Genomic DNA, 14,151 nt, shown 5'->3' with positions numbered 1-14,151 from the left:
GACCGGTGCCGGCCTGGCTCCGCTGCCGACCCAGCGTCCGATCCCGGTGTGGTTCGGCGCCGCGTCTGACCGCGCCTACGAACGCGCGGGACGGCTCGGCGACGGTTGGTTCCCGATGATGGAGCCGGGGCCCGGCCTCGACTACGCGCGTGCGCAGGTGGAGCGTGCGGCGGCGGCCGCGGGCCGCGACGTCGTCGGGATGGAGGGCCGGATCGGCTGGACCGGCGACCCCGACAAGGCCGCCGCCGACATCGCCGCCTGGCGGGCCGCCGGGGCCACCCACCTCTCGGTGAACACCATGAACGCCGGCCTGGCGACCGTCGACGACCATCTCGCCGCGTTGGAGCGGGTCGCCGCCGACCTGACCTAACGCGGGTTTCGGTCCGTCAGCCGGTGCGGTCGGACCATCCCGGGGGCAGGTCCTGGGGAGCGGTGTCGATGACGGTCTCGTCGTCGACTCCGACGTATTCGAACAGGGTGATGTACGCGAATTCGGGGACTTCGTAGATGGGGTAGGTGGGCCCCTGCTCACGGTAGGCCCGCATCTCATCGAGATGCTCGTTTTGGAAGCAGACGGTGCGCTCACCGTGCATGCGGATCCACTGCGGGAAGAAGATCACGCCGTGTAGGCGGTGCTTGGCGGGCAAGACGTTGACGGCCACGCAGGTGCCTGTCGGCTCGGTCCAGGAGACCTTGAAACTGTCTTCGTCGAGCTGGACCAGGTGGACCCGCTGGCCCTTGACCCAACGGCCCCCGACATGTCCGGAGTGGATGCGGTAGTCGATGGTGGTGGCGTTCTTGACATACATCTCGTACTGCCACCCGTTGGCATACGTGTAGATGAAGCGGTATCCGACGATTCCCGAAAGGTCTTGTGGCGGAATCGGGTTGGTGACGCTCGTGATTGCCATCCGACCAGTTTATCGGCGAGTGGATTGGTTCTAGAGGACGACGAACCAGATGGCGATGTATTGGCAGACGGCCGCGAGCGCCGTGCACGCGTGAAAGAACTCGTGGTAGCCGAACGTCGTCGGCCAGGGGTCGGGCCAGCGCAGCCCGTAGAACAGCGCACCGATGCTGTACAGCGCGCCCCCGACGGCCAGCAGCACCGTCGCCGCCATTCCGGCGTTGTGCAGGATCAGCCCGGTGTACCAGACCGCCACCCAGCCCAGCAGCAGGTAAAGCGCCACACCCGCCCAGCGCGGAGCCGTGGGCCAGAACAATGTCAGCGCGATTCCGGCCAGCGCCCCACCCCAGACGATCGCGAGCACGACGTGCCCGGTCCCCCGGGGCATCGCCAACCTGGCGAAAGGCGTATAGGTCCCGGCGATGAGCACGAAGATCATCGAGTGGTCGAGCCGCCTCATCCACGTCCGCAACACCGCGGACTCCCAGTGGACGCGGTGATAGATCGCACTGACGGCGAACATCGCCACTATCGCCACGGCGTAGGTCAACGTCGAGTGCCCGGCCCGCTTGGAGGCCTCCGCCCACGACACCACCACCAGTGGCGCACCCGCCACGACGGCGGCGACGGCGCAGTATTGATGGATCCAGCCCCGCATGCGTGGCTTGCCCAGGACTGCGTCGACAACGGCGGCCGGTGCGCTCAATGTCCCTCCCACTCCACGCAATCCGCGTTAAGTGCTGCCATACCAGGCGATTCAGAGCCCGCCCCCATCATTTCACCACATCCTGTGGGCGCGCTATGTCAAGTCTGTGAATAGCGTGTCGCGGTTTCCGCCGGTTTCGAATCGCATGATTCGGGAGATCCTGCCTAGAAGCACCGGTCGAAGCCCTGGAGGAGATGCCGCGTGAATCAGCAAGTCAACATCGACCCGCCGCCCGCTCCCGAAGACGCGCGGAAGGCAACCGCGGAGCAACGCGAGCTGCAGGAAAAGCTGGAGCACCAGGCCGACGATCCCCAGGGACCCGGTCTGCATCAGTCCCGGCACGACCTCCCCGACGAGAGCGCGCGATAGAGGCCCGGCCCGGGGTCGGGTCCGCTGGGCCGCTTGATATGCGAGACGACGCGGTGCTGATCACCGGTCAGACGTGCTGGCGTGTCGAGTGCGCTGAGCAAATGGGCTTGATCATCGACGCCGCAGACTATTTCCGGCACGCGAAGGCGGCGATGCTGCGCGCCAAGCATCGAATCATGCTGGTCGGCTGGGACTTCGACACCAGGACGACATTCGAACGGGGCGGGAAGAAACTCGCCGGCCCCAACCAGTTGGGCGCCTTTCTCTATTGGCTGCTCTGGCGGAGACCGGCCCTCGAGATTCACGTGCTGAAGTCCAATCTGCGCCTGCTACCAGTGTTCGACGGCATCTGGTACGGCATTACCCCGGTGTCGGTGGTGAATCGGCTCAGCAGCAAGCGGTTGCGCTTGGCCATTGACGGGGCCCGGCCGACCGGCTCCGTCCACCACCAGAAGCTGGTCGTCGTCGACGACGTCTTGGCGTTCTGCGGGGGCATCGACCTCACGCTGGACCGTTGGGACACCCCGGAACACAAGCACCACAACCGGTTTCGCCGAGCGCTCGGCGGGTACGGTCCTCGACACGAGGTCGCGACCGCGGTGGACGGTGCCGCGGCGGCCGCGCTCGCCGAGCTCGCCCGGGATAGGTGGCAGACCGCGACCGGCCAGCCGCTGGACCCGATCGACGGCGCCCATCCCATTTGGCCGTCCGGCCTGCAGCCGATCTTGCGCCAGGTCGACGTCGGAATCGCGCGCACGTTGCCCACGCTGAACGACCGTGACGAGGTTCGCGAGGTGGAGGCGCTCAACCTCGCGGCGATCGCCGCGGCGCGCCACACCATCTATTTGGAGAACCAGTATCTGGCGTCCCGGCGGGTGGTCGAGGCGCTGGCCGAGCGGCTCAGAGAACACGCTGGTCCGGAGGTCGTCATCGTCCTTCCTCGCAGGGGGTTGAACCGCCTGGAGCGCGAAACGATGGACGGCGCGCGCCACCGGCTGATCCGGCTACTCTGGGCCGCCGACGCTCACCGTCGATTGGGCGTTTACTGGCCAGAGACCGAGGGCAGGTCACCCATCTACGTTCACTCGAAGGTTCTGATCGTGGACGACCGGCTGCTGCGCATCGGTTCGTCGAACTTCAACAACAGGTCGCTGGGCTTCGACAGCGAGTGCGACATCGCCATCGAAGCGGACCCCAATGCCGAAGCGCACGAACCCATCCGGCGGATGATCAGATCGGTGCGGGAACAACTCGTAGCTGAGCACTTGGGCGTGTCCGTCGACGAGTTCGGGCGAAGCGTGCAGGAGGGCGAATCCTTCCCGTGGGCCGTCGAGAGGCTTCGTGGACAGGGCAAGACTCTGCGGCGGTTCACCAGCCGGACCGTGGCCGACGAGGATAGCCCGCTGGCCGAGAACGACTTGATGGATCCCGACCACGTCCCGCGATCGCTGACCCGCAGTGTGCGGCGGTTAGTGGCGAGACTGTCGCAGTGACGGCCGGTCGCGAAGATCGTTGTACCCCAATGGGCTAACGCTTCATATTGTCCATCCGGCTGGAGCGTTCCAGCATGCCAATCGCCTGAGATTCTCTGATGGATCCGGCGCATTCAGCGCCGGAAGACAACCCACCTCATCGCGCTGTACATGTACACGGCCTCACACGTGCCGGCCACCAGCCGCGACAACTGATATTGCATACCAAGGGCCGTCAACGCCGTGGACACCCCGAGGATGAACGCCAGGTAGTTGACGACGACGACCACGGCGTAGACCACCACCTGTGGTCCGACCGGGGCGTGGGACCGAAAGTTGAAGGTGCGGTTGAGTGCGTAGCTCAGGGTGAACGCCGACGCGTACGCGATGGTGACGGCGACGGGAACCGGAAGCCCCAGGCCGCCGCGCAGAACCGTGAGGATCGCCAGATCGACGCCGAAGGTGGCGCCGTTGATGATGCAGAAGCCCAGGAATGTCGGCGCCACGAGCGATCCGAGCCCCCACGGCAGCCGATCGACAACCGCCTCGCAGAACCGATGGAATCGGTCGACCGGCCGTGATCGACTGGCACGCAATTCGGCTCGCATACGGGTACGGTCGCACGGCCAGGTATCCACCGTGTGATCAGCTGGCCAACTCTCCGCGGAACATGAAGCCGGCCCGCGCCGCCCAGCCGTTGAAGGCTAGTCGTGGTTGCAGGCCTCGCCCACGAGATTGATGGCGTGGTAGCTCTTGCCCCGGCCGCTCGCAGCCGGGCCCGCAACGATCATCGCTGCGTCAACCGGTGTCGACCATGCGGTGTCGGCACCGGTGAAACAGACGCTGGGAACCAGCAGGGTCGCGGTGACCGCCTTCAGGCCCTCGCCCTTGAGGTTGACCATGACACAGCGGCCGTCAAGATCGGGCACGTCGCCGGTGCGGACGTCGTTTTGGTAGAAGTCCAGTGAGCGATGCCCGTCGGAATAGGACAGGATCCGCTCGTTCTTGAGGTCACCGAACGTGAAGTATGCGAGCGTTATGCCGTCTCCGGTGAGGTCGTATCGTAAGGCTTCCATCGCCGCCTTCGAGCCGCTCGCCGGCTCTATCACCGCGAACTTGGCTCCGGACAGCTCGAGCAGCCCAATTAGATCGCCGAGCATTCTTTGATACGCCGGATCCGACGGGTCGTTCGAGTAGACGGTATGGGTCCGAGCGCCGTCGGCGATGGTCGTCTTGTACTCGACGAGGTCGGCTCCGCCGGGCTTGGTGATGGTGGCCGGCAACCCGTAGAAGTTCGTCTCCGAGACGACGGCACCTATCCGGCGGGCGGAACCTTGAGGCACTCCCGCTATATCGATGGGCCCGAGCCTCTCGGCTCGGCCTATCCAACCGCCGCACCGTTCGATCGTGACTTGCATCGCCACCCTTCCCCTGGGGAACTGGACACGAAAAGCGTGTCAGCTGTGAAGGCGGACCACATGCGTAGTCGACTACTCGACTCACAGCACGGTTCGCTAACTCGTCTTGCGTTGCCGCGTCGTTCCCACGCGCATCAGGCGATCCCAAAAATCGTCCAGCTCGACATGGACCGGTTGGCGAGGCCGACGCGGGTAAAACCGGGCCTCGTCGTAGGTCGCGGGGCAGGAGAACTTATGCAGCCGTAGACAGCTCGAGGGCCAACGCTTGTCGGGGGTGCAATCGAGGTCGATGACAAGGCGCGTTCGACGATCGATCGCGAAGCGATTGCCCTGATAGCTCTCCGCCGTGGGGAACATCTCGGCATCGAACAAGCCCCAGCCACCATAGGCCGTCTCCAGCCACACCGTTTCGTCGCCACAATGGCCGCACGGCGCGACCGTCGACGGTTGGTCCCAGCTCGGCACGCCCGAAGTGTAAGGAGCGACACCGACAGCGGTCGTGTGACACGCGAGGCGACCGACGGTCACGGCGAAACAAGCCCGCGAAGCGTATCGGCGTGTTTTGCTCCGGTTTCCGCACGTTAGTGTGCTTGGGTCGGCCTCATCGAAACAAGCCGATAGAAAAGTTGAGCAACTTGATGACCGCAGCTACAGAAGTGTCGGCGCTCGAATCGCGGGTCGGCCATTACTACCAGATGGACGGCACCTATGTGGTCGGCCGCGAGAAGATTCGCGAATACGCCCGCGCGGTGCAGGACTATCACCCCGCGCACTGGGATGTCGCCGCCGCCGCTGAGCTGGGCTACTCCGGCCTGGTGGCGCCGCTGACGTTTACGTCAGTCCCCGGTATGACCTGCAACCGGCGGATGTTCGAATCGGTGGTCGTCGGCTACGACACCTACCTGCAGACCGAGGAAGTCTTCGAGCAGCACCGCCCGATCGTGGCCGGTGACGAACTACACATCGACGTCGAGCTGGCGGCGGTGCGCAGGACCGCCGGAAGGGACTTCATCACCGTCACCAACACCTTCACCGACACTGCCGGCGAGCGAGTACACACGCTGCACACCACGGTCGTCGGCATCACGGCCGAAGACATCGATCCGGCGATCAAGTCGGTCGTGCCGAAAATCATGATGCACGATGTGGACCTTCTCGCCATCGCCGAATCAGGCCCCGGTTATGAGAAGACGGTGCGCCCCGAAGGTGAGGTGCGGATCGCCCAAGGAGGCACCACGCGGACCCCGGGGACGCCGTCCTTCGAGGACGTCTCGGTCGGCGACCAGCTGCCGGCGCACCACGCCCGGCTGTCGCGCGGCGACCTGGTGAACTATGCGGGCGTGGCCGGCGACGCCAATCCGATCCACTGGGACGAGGGCATCGCCAAGCTGGCCGGGCTGCCCGACGTCATCGCCCACGGGATGCTCACCATGGGGTTGGGCGCCGGGTTCGCCTCCGCGTGGTCGGGCGACCCCGGTGCCGTTACCCGCTACACGGTGCGGCTGTCCCAGCCGGCGATCGTGTCGGCCGCCGAGGGCGCGGACATCGAGTACAGCGGCCGGGTCAAGTCGCTCGACCCGGTGACCCGCAGCGGCGTCGTCATCGTCGGCGCCAAGGCCGGTGACCAGAAAATCTTCGGCATGGCGACGCTGAACATTCGCTTCCGCTGACCTGACGGCGCTCGCGTTTCGATCGTGCTCACGAAGCGCTTTCGATATCGGTCCTCAGTGCCTCTGTTACGGCGTTGCGTTCTCGACGAAAGTGACGTCGAAGCCGTGGGGCCAGAAGATGCTGAGGATGCAGTCGTCGTCGCCTACGCAGGTGTCACCGTGTACGGCGTTGCCCTTTTGATACCACGTGCATCCGGGTGTGAGCACGTCGTATTCGTCCTGGTCGTGAAGGTAGTGCCGGAAGCTACCGGAGACGACGACAGCGTAATAGTCGTGCCCATGAATGTGGGGTGGAGCTGTGATGCCGGCGGAGTACTTCATCAGGAACGCCGTGGGCCCCTTGGTCTCAAGGTCGCCGAACATCAGCGAGACGAAGATTCCCTTGCCGTTCTCGTCGAGCGGACCCACTGGTTGCCATTGGAGGTCTTTGGAGTACGTGACGATGGTGTCGGGTTGGTCGATCATCGTTGCCTTTCGGGATGTCGTTGCGGTGCTGGGCCTTTGGCCTTATAGCGCGGTGGCGATTAATTTCGTAGAAATTGGCGGTCACCGTTGTATGTCGGAAAGGATTTCGAACGTTGCGTGGCTGGGTGCGAGGGCGGTCAGGATTGCGTTGGAGTCGAAGACTTCGGCGGGTGCGTGGGCGCCGGGATCACTGAAGTCGCCGTCGAGCAGACGTTGTGCGGCTTCGCCCAATAGTGGAGCGGACATGGCGTAGATGTCGCGGCCGCGCATGGTGGCCCGGCGCTGCATCTGGTCGCCACGCACGATCACTTCGATCGCGAAGTGCTGCGGGAACGGTCCGCTCGATGAGCCGGGTGTCGGTGGTGCTGTTGTGGGGTCGAGCACCTCGCGGACAGCGATTTCGCTGACGTAGTTGTGTAGCTCCTGGATGTGGATGTGCCGAGGAATCAGTGTCATCTCGGTGAAAGGCAGTTCAACGACGTCGTGGACATGCAGTGGTGCACCGAAATCCCATGTTTTTCGAGCAGGAGGCGATGCCACGGGCTGCGGCTCGCCGTCAGTGATTGCCAGGTCGCCGAGGGCTTTGCGCTCGATCGTGACACGCGTTCCCCGGGTGGGATGCCAGCTGTCCAGTCCGATCATGACGTCGATCGACTCCGCCTTGTCGGCGCCAGCCAGGGCGGCGGTTGCCATCAGATCGGCTAAGCCGCCGTAGAAGGCCATCGACGGTACGACGGCGACATCTGCTAGGCGAGCGGCCTTATGGAAGGTCCGTAGTGTGCTGGCAGTGGTGGGTTGCTCGGCGCAGACGTCGAGGTAGTGGCAGGTGGCTCGCAGGGCGGCCGATGCCACGGGGTGAGCGGTGTCGATGAAGGGGCCTGCGCAGTTGATGACCACCCCAACCCCGGTGAAGGCTTGATCGAGCGATGCGGGATCGTCGACGGTGGCGTGCCGTCGGATCACGTCGGCGGCGCCGAGGTCAGTGTCCCGCAGAGCTACTGGATCTCGGGCGACGGCGACAGGAGTGAGACCGCGACGTAGTAGCTCGGTGACGACGAATCGACCTGTGTATCCGGTGGCGCCGAAGACTGCCACCGTGGTCGATTTCTCACCCATGACGCGCTCCTTGGTGTGGTGTGGAGGATATGAGGGGATCGTGGATTCGACGTCGCGAACGCAACCGGGCCGCGCAATCGTCGTCGCTAGGTATTCACGGCGGGGACGTCGATGACGCGCGTGTCCTCGGCGTTTCCGATAGGGCGGCAGCGACAACGGCTGCGGCGCAGACAATCAACGCTGCAGCTGCGAATGCCGCTGGATATCCGAGGTGGACAAGCGCACCTCCGAGTGGGCCGGCGATCATGATGCCGATGTCCCACAACGAACTGGCCGCACCCACGGCAGCCCCGGCGCGCTCGCCACCTACCCGGCATAAGGTAAGTACAACGATGGCCGGGAACATCAGTCCCACTCCCGCACCGGTGATAGCGGTGCCGATCATGGCAGCGGCCAGCGTGTGGGCGGTGGCCACCACGGTCAGTCCGCCGGCCTCGACGCAGAGGTTCACAATGGTGAGTACCTTGCGGCGCAGGCGGTCGGCCACAGGGCTGCCCGCCACTCTTGCGAACAAGAATGCTGCAGCAAAGACGGTCAGTCCGATCGAGGATCCCGCACCCAATGACTGATCGAGAAAAAGCACCAGCAGGGCGGAAATGGTGCCGTAGCCGTAGGCGGCCGCACCGAAGATCAGACCGGGCAAGCCAGCCCCGCGCGGTAAGACCTGCCGCCACGTGGGCGTTCGGCTTACGGAGGTGGTCTGGTCGATGGTCTGGCGGCGAGTCGTCGACGCGATGAGTGCCGAGAAAACATCGAGGGCGGCGACGGCCATCCACGCCGTTGCGAGTCCAAAGACGTGAGTGGCAGCTACGGTTGCCAACGGGCCCAGGGCCAGGCCCGCCCACATCGACAGGCCGAACCAGCCGGCGACGCGACCGCGATTCTCGGCAGGGATTCCGGCAAGAACCCACGGCAACGCGCCGTTGAACAGGGCGGCCTCGCCGGCACCCATGATGAGCCGCGCCGCCAAGACGACGCCGAGGGTGGGTGCCAACCATTGTCCGAGAGCACCGACGGTGATAAGCACTCCTGCGGCCACGACGACGCCGCGAGCGTGGCCGGCGTCGCCGGCACGTCCGGCCAGTGGCCGACAGATCGCGGCTGCCCCGAACGCGATCCCGACGGCCAGGCCGACAACCAACGGCCCGCCATGCAAACGCTGCGCGATCCACGCTGGCAAAAGTTGCAGCGTGGCGCCGAAACCCAAGTACCCCAGCAACACTGAGGCGGCCAGTCTCCTGATCGGGCCGCCCACCGCGGTCGCAGGCGTGGGAAGCCACCCTTCCTGGGCGGCGCTGCCGTTTTTTGGCTCGGTCACGTCACCGCCGTCGCGACAGTCCGACCGACGGGACATCGGCGTCAGATCGACACCACAACAACGCTGGACGAAACGTTGGATAAACGTCGCGGATTCGCGAAAGCCACTCCCAAAGAGAGTGTTTCAGTGCTCATATCACCTCGCATGCCTTCGTCCACCGTCACCTGCTGATCACCGCGATCGACGCCACGTCGAGAACATGTTGCTGCGCACATCGATCGAATCGGACGCTACGGCAGCGGCACGCAGCAGTGCTGTCGAAATCTTTAGCGTCGCCGGGCAGTGAAGCCGATGGTGAGTGCGCAGGGAGACGCTGGCGTGCGGTGAGCCGCACGTACGCCCCGATGTTCCAGTATGTCTCGATCTACTGGCTAAAGATCTTGATAGTGCGCGGGATAACGGCTTCCGTAGCCTCGTCTGAGATCAGGGAACGACCCAGCGAGCCCGCGATCCCAATAATGCCCTGGCGAGGGTGGCCCGCACAATTGACGATGGTGAGGTTATTCGTAGTGGTGACATCAGAGGGCAACTCCACATTGTTCACCCCAGTCAAGGTGGGGCCGTTGACGCTGAGCCATCGCGTGGTGATGGCCCCGATGACACGCCAGCGGGCCGATCAGCCGAGCGGAATCCCCGGAGATTTACCGCTGGAGTATTACGGTCAGCGTGTCTCTGAGGGTGGCCTGATCATCAGTGAGGCCATCGCGGTGTCGCGACTCGGTCATGGCGGATATGGGTCACCGGGACTGTGGAATGACGACCAGGTGGCGGGGTGGAGGCGGATCACCGACGCCGTGCACGACGGAGGCGGCTTCATCTTCGCTCAGTTGTGGCACACGGGTCGGCGCTCCCACGTGACAACGAGCTTTCAGACCCCGGTGAGCCCATCGCTGGATCCGAGCTTCTGGGCCAACCCAGCCAACACGGTCTCCACGGAGCAGGGCTATGTGCCGGTCTCACCGCATCGGGCTTTGGAAATCGACGAAATACCTCCTGTTGTGGAGGAATTCGCTCTGGCGACCCGCAATGCTGCGGCTGCCGGTTTCGACGGTGTGGAACTGCACGCGGCCTACGGCTTCTTGCTCGACCAGTTCCTTCAAGACGGAAGTAATCGGCGCACAGACCGCTACGGGGGATCTGTGGCCAACCGCATCCGACTATTGATGGAGGTCGTCGAGGCCGTGTCGGCGGTGCGCGGGGCTGATCGAGTCGCGGTGCGGATCTCACCTAGCAGCACGTTCAATGACATTCGCGATGGTGATCCACACGCACTGTTCGGGCAAGTGGCCGCCGCGCTCGACGACGTCGGGCTGGCCTACCTGCATGTCATCGAGCCGCGGGTCAGTGGTTTCACACTGATTGATGCGCACGCCGGTCCCGTTGCGTCACAGGAGTTGCGGAAGTCGTTCAAGGGCACCATGATCGCCGCCGGCGGGTTCGAGCCCGACACCGCCGAAGCAGCGCTCACTGCTGGTGACGGTGCTGACTTGATCGCGTTCGCGCGACACTTCGTATCCAATCCCGACTTGCCCGAGCGCATCGCTGCCGGCTTGCCGTTGAGCCCTCATGACCGCGACACCTTCTACACGCCACTGCAAGCGCACGGCTACATCGATTACCCGCCCTACAGCGACATCGAATCCGCCAGCGCCTGAACATCAAGGCTCGCAATAAAACCAGTGCATTAGCTTTTCGCCGGCAGTGCGGCGGGATATTTCTCGAGCAGCTCGGTGGGCCGGGTTGGGCGAAGTACCAAGTTACCGTTGCAGTTTGAGCACACTCCGGCGAGTTCCTCATCGGTGCACGCAGCGCAGAACGTGCATTCGAAGGTGCAGATCCGGGCATCCGGTGAGCCGTTGGGCAACGAGCGTCCACAGCGCTCACACTCTGCCCGCAGCTCCATGACCGCCATCGACGGCATCCTTTCTTTGATGTTCTCTCAGTGAATGGTGAACAGGTATGGCCGTCGCTAGTTGTCGCAACGCTGAGCGGCCAACAGCGCCGGGCACGGCACCAAGGTCCGAGCCTTCTCACCGTCGCGCGGTGTTGCGTCGGGCTGCTGGTGGACCAATCGCAGTGGGGAGTCTTCGGTGTCAGCGACAGTCAGGATCGCGGCCACGCCGATATCGGTGTTGGACAGCGCTGACACGTGCCATTCCAGCGACGCCTCGCGACCCTCGCGTAGCACCGGATCGTATGCGGCGATGCGCCCGGCTGTCAGGTCTGACGAGACGCGGGCCGCCGTGGGCGGGGTGTCGACCGTCGTGACTTGAATGCCCAGCGGTCGCAGTTCCCCCGCTAGGGAGTCGGTCAGCCCGTCGACGGCGAATACGCTGGCGCTGAGCAATCCAGCGCCCGGTCTGCCGATATCGTCGTAGGACGGCGAGGCCTGCAGGACGTGTCCTGAGCGTTGCGCACGCAGTATCGGCAGCACAGCGCGCAGTACGTTGAGTAGTCCGAGAACGTTCAACTCGATCACCGTCGCGGCCTGCTGGGCGTCGATCTCTTCCACGGCTCCGAGGACGTCGTGGAAGGTGGTGTTGGCCACGACGTCGATGCGACCGAACGAGGAGACCGCCTCGGTGACCGCGTCCTGCACCTGGCTCTGATCACGAATGTCGGCGGCGATGATGCGCACACGTCGGTCGTGCGCATCGACCAAATGCTGCAGAGGTTCGATGTCGCGGGCCAACGCCACCACGTTGTCTCCGCGGCCTGCGGCCGCCGTGCTCAATGCCAGCGCGAAGCCGGTGTCGGCTTCGGGGATGAACCACGTGCGCAGGCGACGAGGGCCCTGGGCGGGATGCGGTGTCATGCGTTCACCGAGCGCGCGCAGAGCGCTTCGCGGGCTTCGCGTTGCAGCCCGGCCATGGCGTTGAGGTAGGACAGCGGTCCCCAACTGATCCGCGCAACACCAAGTTCGGCCAGTCGGCTGGGGGTGGGCGTGCCGTCCATCACCATGACGTTGACCGGTAAGGACTGCGCTTGGCAGATCCGGCCGATCAACGCTTCCTCTTCCAGGCCGGGGATGAAGAAGCCCGAGGCACCGGCTGCGGCATAGGCTTTGGCTCGTTGAATGGCTTCGTCGACGGTGGCCTGGGGATCGCGACCCTGACCGAGGAACAGATCGGTGCGGGCGTTGATGAACACGTTGAGACCGATTTGGTCGGCGGCGCTGCGAATGGCGGCAATCCGGTCGGCCTGGCGGCCCACCTCGTAGAGCCCTTCGCCTTTGACCACGCGGTCCTCGAAGTTGATGCCGATCACGCCACGCTCGAAGAGGCGGCCGGCGTTGTCGGCGAGTTCGGCGTGGTCCTCGCTATAGCCGCCTTCGAAGTCCGCGCTGACCGGCACGTCCACCGTGGCGGCGATGCGGCCGATGATCTGTTCGGCGACATCGAGCGGTAGCTGTTCACCGTCGCGGAAGCCTTGAGCTTCGGCCACCGACCAGCTGCTGGACGCGATCGCCGACGCGCCGGCCTCCACGATGGCCTTCGCGCTGCCGGCGTCCCAAGCGTTGTACAGCAGCACCGGGTCACCGGCGACGTGGAGCTCGGCGAAGCGGGCCGCTTTCTCAGCGGATGAGGGCATGGTAGTTCTCCTTCTCCTCGGCGACCGCAAACGAGCGCTGAGAATCGTGACGGAATGTGTCGGGGACGGTCAGACGAACGACCGCGTCACACAGGAGCACCGCGACCTCCTGCAGTGGACGACGAACCAGTGGCAGACACGGCGCCGTGGGCGAGCAGGTGTTCACGCAGCGGTGCGGCGAGCGCTTGGGGGTGTTCTTCGACGAAGAACAGCCGTGCGCCGGGCACTTCCACCGGTGAGCCGGCGCCGGGAATGGTTTCGGCGAGCCAGTGCGCCCACCGGATCGGGAAGTACACGTCATCGGTGCCCCACACGATCAGCGTGGGTGCCCCTAACGCCCGCAGCTGGCTTTCGATGGCCAGTGTGTGCCGGTTGTCGAAGGCTGCGAGGAAGCGTTGCAGATCGCGGGTGCGCTGTTCGGTGCGCAGAAACGGGGTCAGGTAGATCTCGATGTCGGCGTCGCTCACGCTGGCCGCGTCCTGATATGCCGGCCCCAGTGCCTCGGGGGCCCGATAGCGGGATGTGTTGGTCAGCATCGCCGTCAGGGCGCCGCGCAGCCCTCCCCCCACCGCCATGTCGACGAACGGTTCGAACGCCGCTGGGGGCCAGTTGTCGCTGGCATCGCAGTCGGTGAGGGTCAGCGTGCGGACACGGTCGGGATTGAGTGCGGCGAAGATCTGACAGATCCCTCCGCCGCTGTCATTGCCGACGATGTCAACACGATCAATGTCGAGCGCGTCGAGAAACTCAGCGATCATCGCGGCGTTCGCGGTGACCGAGACATCTTGGTCGGCGTCGATCTCGGTGTCACCGTGGGCGAGCAGATCGATAGCGATGCATCTGCGGATGTCCGACAGACGTTGTATCTGGTGGCGCCACAGATGCTTGTTCATCAGCACTCCGTGGACGAACAGCAGCACCGGTCCCGAGCCGACGTCGGTGTAGCTGATGTGGCCCGAGGGGGTGTCAATGCTTCTGTGGGTTGGTCCAGACCCGTTCACCGTGTCGTTGTTCATCGGCTCTCTTCCTCGCGTCTGAGGCGAAACGCTACGGCACACCCGTACATCGGCACTGTCAGAATCTTTAGCTCTCCGTGCGGACCGGGCGTACCTCAAATGT

At 64.7% G+C, this 14,151-nt stretch carries 17 protein-coding genes; 5 read left to right on the top strand and 12 right to left on the bottom strand.

Features of this window, described 5'->3' with window-relative positions; genetic code table 11:
* Nucleotides 1–370, top strand: a 370-nt coding sequence (locus BN4348_RS55320) for an LLM class flavin-dependent oxidoreductase (protein ID WP_142308827.1), incomplete at its 5' end; no start/stop codon positions are given.
* 16 nt (nt 371–386) lie between these two features.
* Here BN4348_RS55320 and BN4348_RS55315 read toward each other — a convergent pair.
* Both BN4348_RS55315 and trhA read right to left on the bottom strand, forming a co-directional pair.
* On the bottom strand, nt 387–905 hold the full coding sequence (locus BN4348_RS55315) for a phenolic acid decarboxylase (protein ID WP_066917153.1): 519 nt from the start codon (nt 903–905) through the stop codon (nt 387–389).
* Between the two features lie 36 nt (nt 906–941).
* A complete protein-coding gene (gene trhA / locus BN4348_RS55310; protein WP_308204254.1) occupies nt 942–1,613 on the bottom strand; it encodes a PAQR family membrane homeostasis protein TrhA in 672 nt (223 codons plus the stop codon).
* Nucleotides 1,614–1,814: 201 nt separating this feature from the next.
* Between trhA and BN4348_RS60590 the strand changes: the two genes are divergently transcribed.
* Together BN4348_RS60590 and BN4348_RS55305 are read left to right on the top strand one after the other, a co-directional pair.
* Nucleotides 1,815–1,982, top strand: coding sequence for a hypothetical protein (locus tag BN4348_RS60590; RefSeq protein ID WP_167670486.1), 168 nt, complete (start codon nt 1,815–1,817; stop codon nt 1,980–1,982).
* A gap of 38 nt (nt 1,983–2,020) precedes the next feature.
* Complete coding sequence (locus BN4348_RS55305; RefSeq protein ID WP_066917134.1) at nt 2,021–3,475, top strand: phospholipase D-like domain-containing protein; 1,455 nt, start codon at nt 2,021–2,023, stop codon at nt 3,473–3,475.
* A 113-nt stretch (nt 3,476–3,588) separates the two neighbouring features.
* Here BN4348_RS55305 and BN4348_RS55300 read toward each other — a convergent pair whose 3' ends face one another.
* The 3 genes from BN4348_RS55300 to BN4348_RS55290 all read right to left on the bottom strand — a co-directional run bounded on the left by BN4348_RS55300 (nt 3,589) and on the right by BN4348_RS55290 (nt 5,337).
* The gene (locus tag BN4348_RS55300) at nt 3,589–4,062 is read right to left on the bottom strand and encodes a GtrA family protein (protein WP_066917133.1); all 474 of its coding nucleotides are present in this window, start codon (nt 4,060–4,062) and stop codon (nt 3,589–3,591) included.
* A 96-nt stretch (nt 4,063–4,158) separates the two neighbouring features.
* Entirely contained in the window at nt 4,159–4,797 is a 639-nt protein-coding gene (locus BN4348_RS55295; RefSeq protein WP_066917132.1) for a hypothetical protein, read from the bottom strand.
* Nucleotides 4,798–4,968: 171 nt separating this feature from the next.
* Nucleotides 4,969–5,337: a hypothetical protein gene (locus tag BN4348_RS55290; protein ID WP_235852823.1), complete on the bottom strand. Its 369-nt coding sequence runs from the start codon at nt 5,335–5,337 to the stop codon at nt 4,969–4,971.
* 173 nt (nt 5,338–5,510) lie between these two features.
* Here BN4348_RS55290 and BN4348_RS55285 point away from each other — a divergent pair, with 173 nt between their 5' ends.
* The gene (locus BN4348_RS55285; RefSeq protein ID WP_066917131.1) at nt 5,511–6,542 is read left to right on the top strand and encodes a fused (3R)-hydroxyacyl-ACP dehydratase subunits HadA/HadB; all 1,032 of its coding nucleotides are present in this window, start codon (nt 5,511–5,513) and stop codon (nt 6,540–6,542) included.
* Nucleotides 6,543–6,608: 66 nt separating this feature from the next.
* Here the strand turns inward: BN4348_RS55285 and BN4348_RS55280 are convergent, their stop codons facing one another.
* The 3 genes from BN4348_RS55280 to BN4348_RS55270 form a co-directional block, all read right to left on the bottom strand.
* Nucleotides 6,609–7,007 (bottom strand): DUF4437 domain-containing protein, encoded by a 399-nt coding sequence (locus BN4348_RS55280; protein WP_066917130.1) that lies wholly within the window; start codon nt 7,005–7,007, stop codon nt 6,609–6,611.
* Between the two features lie 81 nt (nt 7,008–7,088).
* A complete protein-coding gene (locus tag BN4348_RS55275) occupies nt 7,089–8,123 on the bottom strand; it encodes a saccharopine dehydrogenase family protein (RefSeq protein ID WP_066917129.1) in 1,035 nt (344 codons plus the stop codon).
* A gap of 94 nt (nt 8,124–8,217) precedes the next feature.
* Nucleotides 8,218–9,441 (bottom strand): MFS transporter, encoded by a 1,224-nt coding sequence (locus tag BN4348_RS55270; protein WP_160040602.1) that lies wholly within the window; start codon nt 9,439–9,441, stop codon nt 8,218–8,220.
* A 323-nt stretch (nt 9,442–9,764) separates the two neighbouring features.
* Here BN4348_RS55270 and BN4348_RS55265 point away from each other — a divergent pair, with 323 nt between their 5' ends.
* Entirely contained in the window at nt 9,765–11,096 is a 1,332-nt protein-coding gene (locus BN4348_RS55265) for an alkene reductase (protein WP_211145780.1), read from the top strand.
* Nucleotides 11,097–11,125: 29 nt separating this feature from the next.
* On the opposite strand, the gene BN4348_RS63005 is transcribed toward BN4348_RS55265, so the two are convergent.
* The 4 genes from BN4348_RS63005 to BN4348_RS55245 form a co-directional block, all read right to left on the bottom strand.
* Entirely contained in the window at nt 11,126–11,344 is a 219-nt protein-coding gene (locus tag BN4348_RS63005; protein ID WP_372513992.1) for a DUF1272 domain-containing protein, read from the bottom strand.
* Between the two features lie 66 nt (nt 11,345–11,410).
* Complete coding sequence (locus BN4348_RS55255; protein WP_066917126.1) at nt 11,411–12,256, bottom strand: SDR family NAD(P)-dependent oxidoreductase; 846 nt, start codon at nt 12,254–12,256, stop codon at nt 11,411–11,413.
* On the bottom strand, nt 12,253–13,032 hold the full coding sequence (locus tag BN4348_RS55250; protein WP_066917125.1) for an isocitrate lyase/PEP mutase family protein: 780 nt from the start codon (nt 13,030–13,032) through the stop codon (nt 12,253–12,255). The genes BN4348_RS55255 and BN4348_RS55250 overlap by 4 nt, the downstream gene beginning before the upstream one ends.
* An 86-nt stretch (nt 13,033–13,118) precedes the next feature.
* Complete coding sequence (locus BN4348_RS55245) at nt 13,119–14,048, bottom strand: alpha/beta fold hydrolase (protein WP_084454600.1); 930 nt, start codon at nt 14,046–14,048, stop codon at nt 13,119–13,121.
* Between the last annotated feature and the right edge of the window lie 103 nt (nt 14,049–14,151).

This window comes from Mycobacterium interjectum (assembly GCF_900078675.2).
Classification (GTDB): Bacteria; Actinomycetota; Actinomycetes; order Mycobacteriales; family Mycobacteriaceae; genus Mycobacterium; species Mycobacterium interjectum.
This window is presented reverse-complemented; position numbering and strand designations above follow the sequence as displayed.

Coding starts and splice junctions, on each gene's coding strand:
- BN4348_RS55305 (WP_066917134.1), top strand. CDS start 2,021: ATGCGAGACGACGCGGTGCTGATCACCGGTCAGACGTGCTGGCGTGTC.
- BN4348_RS55300 (WP_066917133.1), bottom strand. CDS start 4,062: ATGCGAGCCGAATTGCGTGCCAGTCGATCACGGCCGGTCGACCGATTC.
- BN4348_RS55285 (WP_066917131.1), top strand. CDS start 5,511: ATGACCGCAGCTACAGAAGTGTCGGCGCTCGAATCGCGGGTCGGCCAT.
- BN4348_RS55280 (WP_066917130.1), bottom strand. CDS start 7,007: ATGATCGACCAACCCGACACCATCGTCACGTACTCCAAAGACCTCCAA.
- BN4348_RS55275 (WP_066917129.1), bottom strand. CDS start 8,123: ATGGGTGAGAAATCGACCACGGTGGCAGTCTTCGGCGCCACCGGATAC.
- BN4348_RS63005 (WP_372513992.1), bottom strand. CDS start 11,344: ATGGAGCTGCGGGCAGAGTGTGAGCGCTGTGGACGCTCGTTGCCCAAC.
- BN4348_RS55255 (WP_066917126.1), bottom strand. CDS start 12,256: ATGACACCGCATCCCGCCCAGGGCCCTCGTCGCCTGCGCACGTGGTTC.
- BN4348_RS55250 (WP_066917125.1), bottom strand. CDS start 13,032: ATGCCCTCATCCGCTGAGAAAGCGGCCCGCTTCGCCGAGCTCCACGTC.
- BN4348_RS55245 (WP_084454600.1), bottom strand. CDS start 14,048: ATGAACAACGACACGGTGAACGGGTCTGGACCAACCCACAGAAGCATT.